Source organism: Stenotrophomonas sp. SMYL8 (assembly GCF_036320065.1).
GTDB lineage: Bacteria > Pseudomonadota > Gammaproteobacteria > Xanthomonadales > Xanthomonadaceae > Stenotrophomonas > Stenotrophomonas maltophilia_A.
In genome coordinates this window covers 174,118-180,492 of sequence record NZ_JAWIRR010000005.1, presented here as the reverse complement: position 1 = coordinate 180,492, position 6,375 = coordinate 174,118, and the positions used below count along the sequence as shown (strand labels likewise).

The following is a 6,375-nucleotide window of genomic DNA, read 5'->3' as shown; positions in this document are numbered from 1 at the left end:
CCGCCCCGGGGGGGGCCCCCCCGGGGGGGGGGGGCGGGGCCCCCCCCCCCCCCCCCCCCCCCCCCCCCCCCGGGGGGGGGCCCCCCCGCCCCCGGCACTACCAGTTAATTGGGCGAGACCAGCTTCAGGCCGATCACACCGGCCACGATCAGGCCCACGCAGGCCAGGCGGGCCGGCGATGCGCTGTCGTTGAACAGGTAGATGCCCAGCACCGCCACGCCCATGGCGCCGATACCGGTCCAGATCGCGTAGGCGGTACCGACCGGGATGCTCTTCATCGCCTGGCTCATCAGGTACAGGCTGATCAGCGCGGACACGACCGTGGCAGCGGTGGGAAGGGGTTTGCTGAAGCCTTCGGAGTACTTCATTCCGAGGGCGAAACCGATCTCGAACAGGCCGGCCAGCAGCAGGTAGATCCAGGGCATGGGTGGGGGCTCCTTACCTTTTTTGAGAAAAACGAAACGGCCCGGTGTTTTCACACCGGGCCGTGGGTCGGTACATCACCGTGGAACTGTAACGCGTGCGGGGCACTGGTTCCACGGGGCGGGTCGTCCCGCCTGGGCGGCGATGCCTGCGGGCATCGCACATTGGGCTTACTCGGACAGGTTCCGGCCGTGGAACAGCTCTTCGATCTCGCGCTTGAGCAGCGCTTCGATCTTCATGCGTTCCTTGAACGACAGGTTCTTGGCCTTTTCCTCGAACAGGTACTGGTCCAGGTCGAAGTCCTTCAGGTGCATCTTCGTGTGGAAGATGTTTTCCTGGTAGACGTTGACGTCGAACATCTCGTAACGCGACTTGATGTTCTTGGCCAGGAAGTTCTGGATCGAGTTGATCTTGTGATCGATGTAGTGCTTCTTGCCCTTCACATCGCGGGTGAAGCCACGGACGCGGTAGTCCATGATCACGATGTCCGACTCGAGGCTTTCGATCAGGTAGTTCAACGCCTTCAACGGCGAAATGACGCCGCAGGTGGCCACGTCGATGTCGGCGCGGAAGGTGGCGATACCTTCCTGCGGGTGCGTTTCCGGATAGGTGTGCACGGTGATGTGCGACTTGTCCATGTGCGCGACCACGGCATCGGAGATCAGCTCCTTGCCGGCCTGCTTCTTGTCGATCACCGGTTCTTCGGAGATCAGGATGGTCACCGAGGCACCCTGCGGATCGTAGTCCTGGCGGGCCACGTTCAGGATGTTGGCGCCGATGATCTCGGCGACATCGGTCAAGATTTGAGTCAGCCTGTCGGCGTTGTACTCTTCATCGATGTATTCAATGTAACGCTGACGCTCCTCTTCGGTGCGCGCGTAACACACGTCATAGATGTTGAAGCTCAGCGCCTTGGTGAGGTTGTTGAAACCCTGCAGCCTCAGGCGAGGCAACGGCTTGACCACGGCGGTCGATTCCTGTGTAAGAAGGGAAAGGGGGAATTATGGGGCAAACTGTCCCCGGGGGGAACGTGAAGAGCGCTCACATCTGGCACACTGTTTGCCCTTAACAATTGCGCTGGTTAAGCTCCGCTATCGACCCCGTGAATCCGTTCATGCGCAGAGGGAGCGCTCCTATCGTGTCAACCGTGCGCCTAGCTAGCAGTCCACTGGCCCTGGATATCGCCACAATCGATCGTTTCCTGGCGCACAGCCACAGGCGGCGATACCCCACCCGTACCGACGTCTTCCGACCCGGTGACCCGGCGGGAACCCTGTATTACGTCATCAGCGGCTCGGTTTCGATCATGGCCGAGGAAGATGACGATCGCGAGCTGGTGCTGGGCTACTTCGGTGCCGGCGAGTTCGTCGGCGAGATGGGCCTGTTCGTTGAATCGGACCGCCGCGAGGTGATCCTGAGGACCCGTACCGCCTGCGAGCTGGCCGAAATCAGCTACGAGCGCCTGCACCAGCTGTTCCTCGGCCCGCTGTCGGCCGATGCCCCGCGCCTGCTGTACGCGCTGGGCCAGCAGATCTCCAAGCGCCTGCTCGACACCAGCCGCAAGGCCAGCCGCCTGGCATTCCTGGACGTTACCGACCGGATCGTGCGCACCCTGCACGACCTGGCGCAGGAGCCGGAGGCGATGAGCCATCCGCAGGGCAGCCAGCTGCGCGTCTCGCGCCAGGAACTGGCCCGCCTGGTCGGCTGCTCGCGAGAAATGGCCGGCCGCGTGCTGAAGAAGCTGCAGACCGATGGCCTGTTGCACGCCCGCGGCAAGACCGTGGTGCTGTACGGCACCCGTTGATCGTTGAGCAGCCGGTGGGTGCGGACCTTGGTCCGCACTCTTTCACGCGCTAGGCTCGGTGCATGGAACTGAGCAGCGCATTCTGGTGGTTCATCCTCATCGGCCTGGGCGCCCAGCTGGTGGACGGCGCGCTGGGCATGGCGTTCGGCCTCGTGTCGTCGTCGGTGATGCTGGCCATGGGCATTCCGCCCGCGCAGGCCAGTGCAGCCATCCACACCGCCGAGGTGTTCACTACTGGCGCCTCCGGCGTGTCGCATCTGGTCGCCGGCAATGTCGATAAGCGCCTGTTCCTGCGCCTGGCGCTGCCCGGCGCCGTAGGCGGCGCCGTGGGTGCCTACGGCCTGACCCAGCTGCCCGGCGAGGTGATCCGCCCGCTCATCTACCTGTACCTGCTGGTGCTGGCCATCATCATCCTGGCACGTGCCGCCGGCCGCCTGATGCCCAAGGGCGAGGTCAAGCGGGTGCCCGTGCTGGGCTTCGTGGCCGGCTTCCTGGATGCCAGCGGCGGGGGCGGCTGGGGGCCGGTGGCCACCTCCACCCTGCTGGCCCGCGGCGGCCAGGCACGCACCACCATCGGCACGGTGAACGCGGCCGAGTTTGTGGTCACCCTGACAGTTTCAGCAACGTTCCTGCTGTCGATGGGGCTGCATCACCTGCAGATCGTGGCCGGCCTGCTGATCGGCGGCATGATGGCCGCGCCGGTGGCCGCACTGCTGGTGAAGCGCCTGAAGGAGCGCTGGGTGCTGGTGGCCGTGGGCGTGCTGGTGCTGGGCATCAGCCTGTTCCAGATCGGGCATGCGCTGACCGGGTATCTGGCGCGCTGAGCGCTCGCCGGGCGCAGGACCATTTGCCGCCCCGCGCCCGGCACTACCGGGACGGAGAAGGGTAGTGCCGGCCGCTGGCCGGCAGATCCGTCACCGTGCGGCGAGGTCAGGCCTTGTCGCCGCCGCGGTCCACGCAGCCCCAGTTGAGGATGCGGGTGCCGGCCGGCAGCACGCGGCGGAAGAAGTCCACCCTGCCCGGCTTCGGGTTCACCACCACCGGCGCCTTGGCGGCCAGCAGCAACGGCAGGTCGGCGGTGCTGTCGGAGTAGGCGATATCGATGTCGCCGTAGCCGCGCTCGCGCAGCATGCGCATCTTCTCTTCGTTGTGGCAGTGGCGGGTCGGGCCGACGCCACCCAGCCGTGGGCCGACCTCGGTGCCGATCACCGGTACGTCCTGGTGGGCGACGAAGGCCAGGATCGCGCGTGCCAGCTCTGGTGGCGCGCCCGTGGCAACCACCACGCGGTCACCCTTGGCCCGGTGCGCTGCGAACACCTCCAGCGCCTGTGGCAGCAGCTTGGCGCGCATCTGCGCCTCGTTGCGCAGCACATAGGCGTCGATCACCTTGTTGAAATCGCGCGCACGGTGCAGGCCGAAGCTGCCGATCCACACATAGACCGAAATGCCGGTACGGCGGGTCGGCAGCAGCGCCACCATCGGCCCGGCGATCGGCGTGACCAGCAGCGCCGCCAGCATGCGCAGCGGGTTGCGCTTGATCAGCGAAGCGAACAGGTGAGTACCCGAATCGCCATCGTAGAGGGTGTGGTCGAAATCGAAGACCACCAGCGGCGCATCGTCGCGCGGCGTCGGATAATGCGTTTTCATGCCGCGAAGAATAGCTGACGCAGGCCCTCGCCCGGCTCTTCCACGCGCATGAAGGCTTCGCCCACCAGGAACGAGTGGATGCCGGCATCGCGCATCAGCGCCACGTCCTGCGGACCGAGGATGCCGCTCTCGGTGACCAGCAGGCGATCGCGCGGCACCGCCTTCTGCATGTCCAGCGTGGTCTGCAGCGACACCTCGAAGGTGCGCAGGTTGCGGTTGTTGATGCCGATCATCGGTGCCGGTACCTGCAGCGCACGCTCCAGCTCGTCGATGTCGTGCACTTCCACCAGTACGTCCATGCCCAGCGACATCGCCAGTTCGGACAGCGTGGCCAACTGCGTGTCGTCCAGCGCAGCGACGATCAGCAGGATGCAGTCGGCACCCAGCACGCGCGCCTCGTACACCTGGTAGGCGTCGATCACGAAGTCCTTGCGCAGCACCGGCAGCGTGCAGGCCTCACGGGCCTGCTGCAGGTAGGCATCGGCACCCTGGAAGAAGTCCACATCGGTCAGCACCGACAGGCAGCTGGCGCCGCCGAACTCATAGCTGACCGCGATGTCGGCCGGGCGGAAATCCGGGCGGATCACGCCCTTGGACGGGCTGGCCTTCTTCACCTCGGCGATCACCGCCGGGTCGCCGTTGGCCACCGCCGCCTGCAGCGCGCGCACGAAGCCACGTACCGGCGGGGCGCTGGCCACGGCGGCCTGCAGGTCCTCGAGGGGACGCTGGGCACGGCGCTGGGCCACTTCTTCGGCCTTGCGGGCCAGGATCGTCTGCAGGATGTCGCTCATCGTCTTCGATTCGGTGCGGGGGCGGTGAGGACGGCCATTATCGGCCATCAAGAGGGTCAGGCTGAACCGCGCGCTCAGGCAACCAGCGCGCGGGTGGTCTCTACATACTGCTGCAGGCGCTGGCGGGCGCTGCCGTTGGCGATGGCGGCACGGGCACGGGCCAGGCCGTCGCCGATGTCGCTGGCCACGCCGGCCACGTACAGCGCGGCGCCGGCGTTCAGGGCCACGATGTCCAGCGCCGGACCGGGCTGGTTGTCCAGCACGGCGCGCAGCATGGCAATGGACTGCTCCGGGCCATCCACGCGCAGGTTGCGGCTGGCCGACATGGCGATGCCGAAGTCTTCCGGGTGGATCTCGTACTCGCGTACCTTGCCGTCGCGCAGCTCGCCCACCAGGGTGCCGGCGCCCAGCGAGATCTCGTCCATGTTGTCGCGGCCCCAGACCACCATGGCGCGCTCGGTGCCCAGCTCGCGCAGCACCCGCGCCTGGATACCCACTAAATCGGGGTGGAACACGCCCATCAGCACCGACGGTGCGCTGGCCGGGTTGGTCAGCGGGCCAAGGATGTTGAAGATGGTACGCACACCCATCTCGCGGCGGACCGGCGCGACGACCTTCATCGACGGGTGATGGATCGGCGCGAACATGAAACCGATGCCGGTCTGTTCGATGGCCGCGGCGACCTGCGCCGGCTGCAGCTCGATGGCCGCACCCAGTGCTTCGACTGCATCGGCGCTGCCGGACTTGGACGACACGCTGCGGTTGCCATGTTTGGCCACGCGCGCACCGGCCGCAGCGGCGACGAACATCGCGCAGGTGGAGATGTTGAAGGTGTGGGAGCCATCGCCGCCGGTGCCGACGATGTCGACCAGGTGGGTGGTATCGGCCACCGGCACCGCCAGCGCGAATTCACGCATGACCGTGGCCGCAGCGGCGATCTCGTCGATGGTTTCCTTCTTCACGCGCAGGCCGGTGAGGATGGCGGCGGTCATCATCGGCGAGACATCGCCGCGCATGATCTGCCGCATCAGGTCGACCATTTCGTCGAAGAAGATTTCGCGGTGCTCGATGGTGCGTTGCAGGGCTTCCTGGGGGGAGAAGCTCATGGGAATGCTCCTGGGATCAGGCGGCCGGACGCTGCAGGAAATTGCGCAGCAGGGCATGGCCGTGTTCGGTGAGGATGGATTCGGGGTGGAACTGCACGCCCTCCACCGGGAACTGGCGGTGGCGCAGGCCCATGATCTCTTCGATCGAGCCGTCGTCGTTCTCGGTCCAGGCGGTCACTTCCAGCACATCGGGCAGGCTGTTCTTGTCCACCACCAGCGAGTGGTAGCGGGTGGCCTGGTAGCGGTCCGGCAGGCCGGCGAACACGCCCTTGCCTTGATGGCGGATCGGCGAGGTCTTGCCATGCATGATGTTGCCGGCACGGATGACCGTGCCGCCGTAGACCTGGCCGATGCCCTGGTGGCCCAGGCACACGCCGAGGATCGGCGTGGTCGGGCCCAGGCGCTGGATGAGTTCCAGCGACACGCCCGCTTCGTTGGGCGTGCACGGGCCGGGCGAGATGACGATGCGTTCGGGCTTCTGCGCGGCAATCTCATCCACGCTCATCGCATCGTTGCGCACCACCTTCACCTCGGCGCCCAGCGTCTGCAGGTACTGCACGAGGTTGTAGGTGAAGCTGTCGTAGTTGTCGATCATCCACAACAT

General features: G+C 66.3%; 8 protein-coding genes. 2 read left to right on the top strand and 6 right to left on the bottom strand.

Annotation, left to right across the window (positions count from 1 at the left end; all coding sequences use genetic code 11):
* Positions 1–104: 104 nt before the first annotated feature.
* Positions 105–425 (bottom strand): quaternary ammonium compound efflux SMR transporter SugE, encoded by a 321-nt coding sequence (sugE, locus tag V3B25_RS07055; RefSeq protein ID WP_005411314.1) that lies wholly within the window; start codon positions 423–425, stop codon positions 105–107.
* Positions 426–593: 168 nt separating this feature from the next.
* Positions 594–1,388 (bottom strand): adenosylmethionine decarboxylase, encoded by a 795-nt coding sequence (gene speD, locus V3B25_RS07050; RefSeq protein WP_006473908.1) that lies wholly within the window; start codon positions 1,386–1,388, stop codon positions 594–596.
* 149 nt (positions 1,389–1,537) lie between these two features.
* Between speD and crp the strand changes: the two genes are divergently transcribed.
* A complete protein-coding gene (crp, locus tag V3B25_RS07045; protein ID WP_010482649.1) occupies positions 1,538–2,227 on the top strand; it encodes a cAMP-activated global transcriptional regulator CRP in 690 nt (229 codons plus the stop codon).
* A 62-nt stretch (positions 2,228–2,289) separates the two neighbouring features.
* The gene (locus V3B25_RS07040; protein ID WP_014038735.1) at positions 2,290–3,051 is read left to right on the top strand and encodes a sulfite exporter TauE/SafE family protein; all 762 of its coding nucleotides are present in this window, start codon (positions 2,290–2,292) and stop codon (positions 3,049–3,051) included.
* A 106-nt stretch (positions 3,052–3,157) separates the two neighbouring features.
* Here the strand turns inward: V3B25_RS07040 and V3B25_RS07035 are convergent, their stop codons facing one another.
* From V3B25_RS07035 to V3B25_RS07020, 4 genes are all read right to left on the bottom strand, one after another.
* Positions 3,158–3,874: a haloacid dehalogenase-like hydrolase gene (locus V3B25_RS07035; RefSeq protein WP_032127168.1), complete on the bottom strand. Its 717-nt coding sequence runs from the start codon at positions 3,872–3,874 to the stop codon at positions 3,158–3,160.
* On the bottom strand, positions 3,871–4,665 hold the full coding sequence (gene trpC / locus V3B25_RS07030) for an indole-3-glycerol phosphate synthase TrpC (RefSeq protein WP_049401666.1): 795 nt from the start codon (positions 4,663–4,665) through the stop codon (positions 3,871–3,873). Before trpC ends, V3B25_RS07035 begins: the two co-directional genes overlap by 4 nt.
* A 74-nt stretch (positions 4,666–4,739) precedes the next feature.
* Positions 4,740–5,771: an anthranilate phosphoribosyltransferase gene (gene trpD, locus V3B25_RS07025; RefSeq protein ID WP_049401667.1), complete on the bottom strand. Its 1,032-nt coding sequence runs from the start codon at positions 5,769–5,771 to the stop codon at positions 4,740–4,742.
* 16 nt (positions 5,772–5,787) lie between these two features.
* Positions 5,788–6,375 carry an aminodeoxychorismate/anthranilate synthase component II gene (locus V3B25_RS07020; protein ID WP_049424046.1) on the bottom strand — a complete coding sequence of 196 codons (588 nt, stop codon included), beginning with the start codon at positions 6,373–6,375 and terminating at the stop codon, positions 5,788–5,790.

What these genes read in the sequence shown, in the direction of transcription:
- trpC (WP_049401666.1), bottom strand. Translation starts at nt 4,665, where the DNA reads ATGAGCGACATCCTGCAGACGATCCTGGCCCGCAAGGCCGAAGAAGTG.
- sugE (WP_005411314.1), bottom strand. Translation starts at nt 425, where the DNA reads ATGCCCTGGATCTACCTGCTGCTGGCCGGCCTGTTCGAGATCGGTTTC.
- crp (WP_010482649.1), top strand. Translation starts at nt 1,538, where the DNA reads ATGCGCAGAGGGAGCGCTCCTATCGTGTCAACCGTGCGCCTAGCTAGC.
- V3B25_RS07035 (WP_032127168.1), bottom strand. Translation starts at nt 3,874, where the DNA reads ATGAAAACGCATTATCCGACGCCGCGCGACGATGCGCCGCTGGTGGTC.
- V3B25_RS07040 (WP_014038735.1), top strand. Translation starts at nt 2,290, where the DNA reads ATGGAACTGAGCAGCGCATTCTGGTGGTTCATCCTCATCGGCCTGGGC.
- trpD (WP_049401667.1), bottom strand. Translation starts at nt 5,771, where the DNA reads ATGAGCTTCTCCCCCCAGGAAGCCCTGCAACGCACCATCGAGCACCGC.
- V3B25_RS07020 (WP_049424046.1), bottom strand. Translation starts at nt 6,375, where the DNA reads ATGTTGTGGATGATCGACAACTACGACAGCTTCACCTACAACCTCGTG.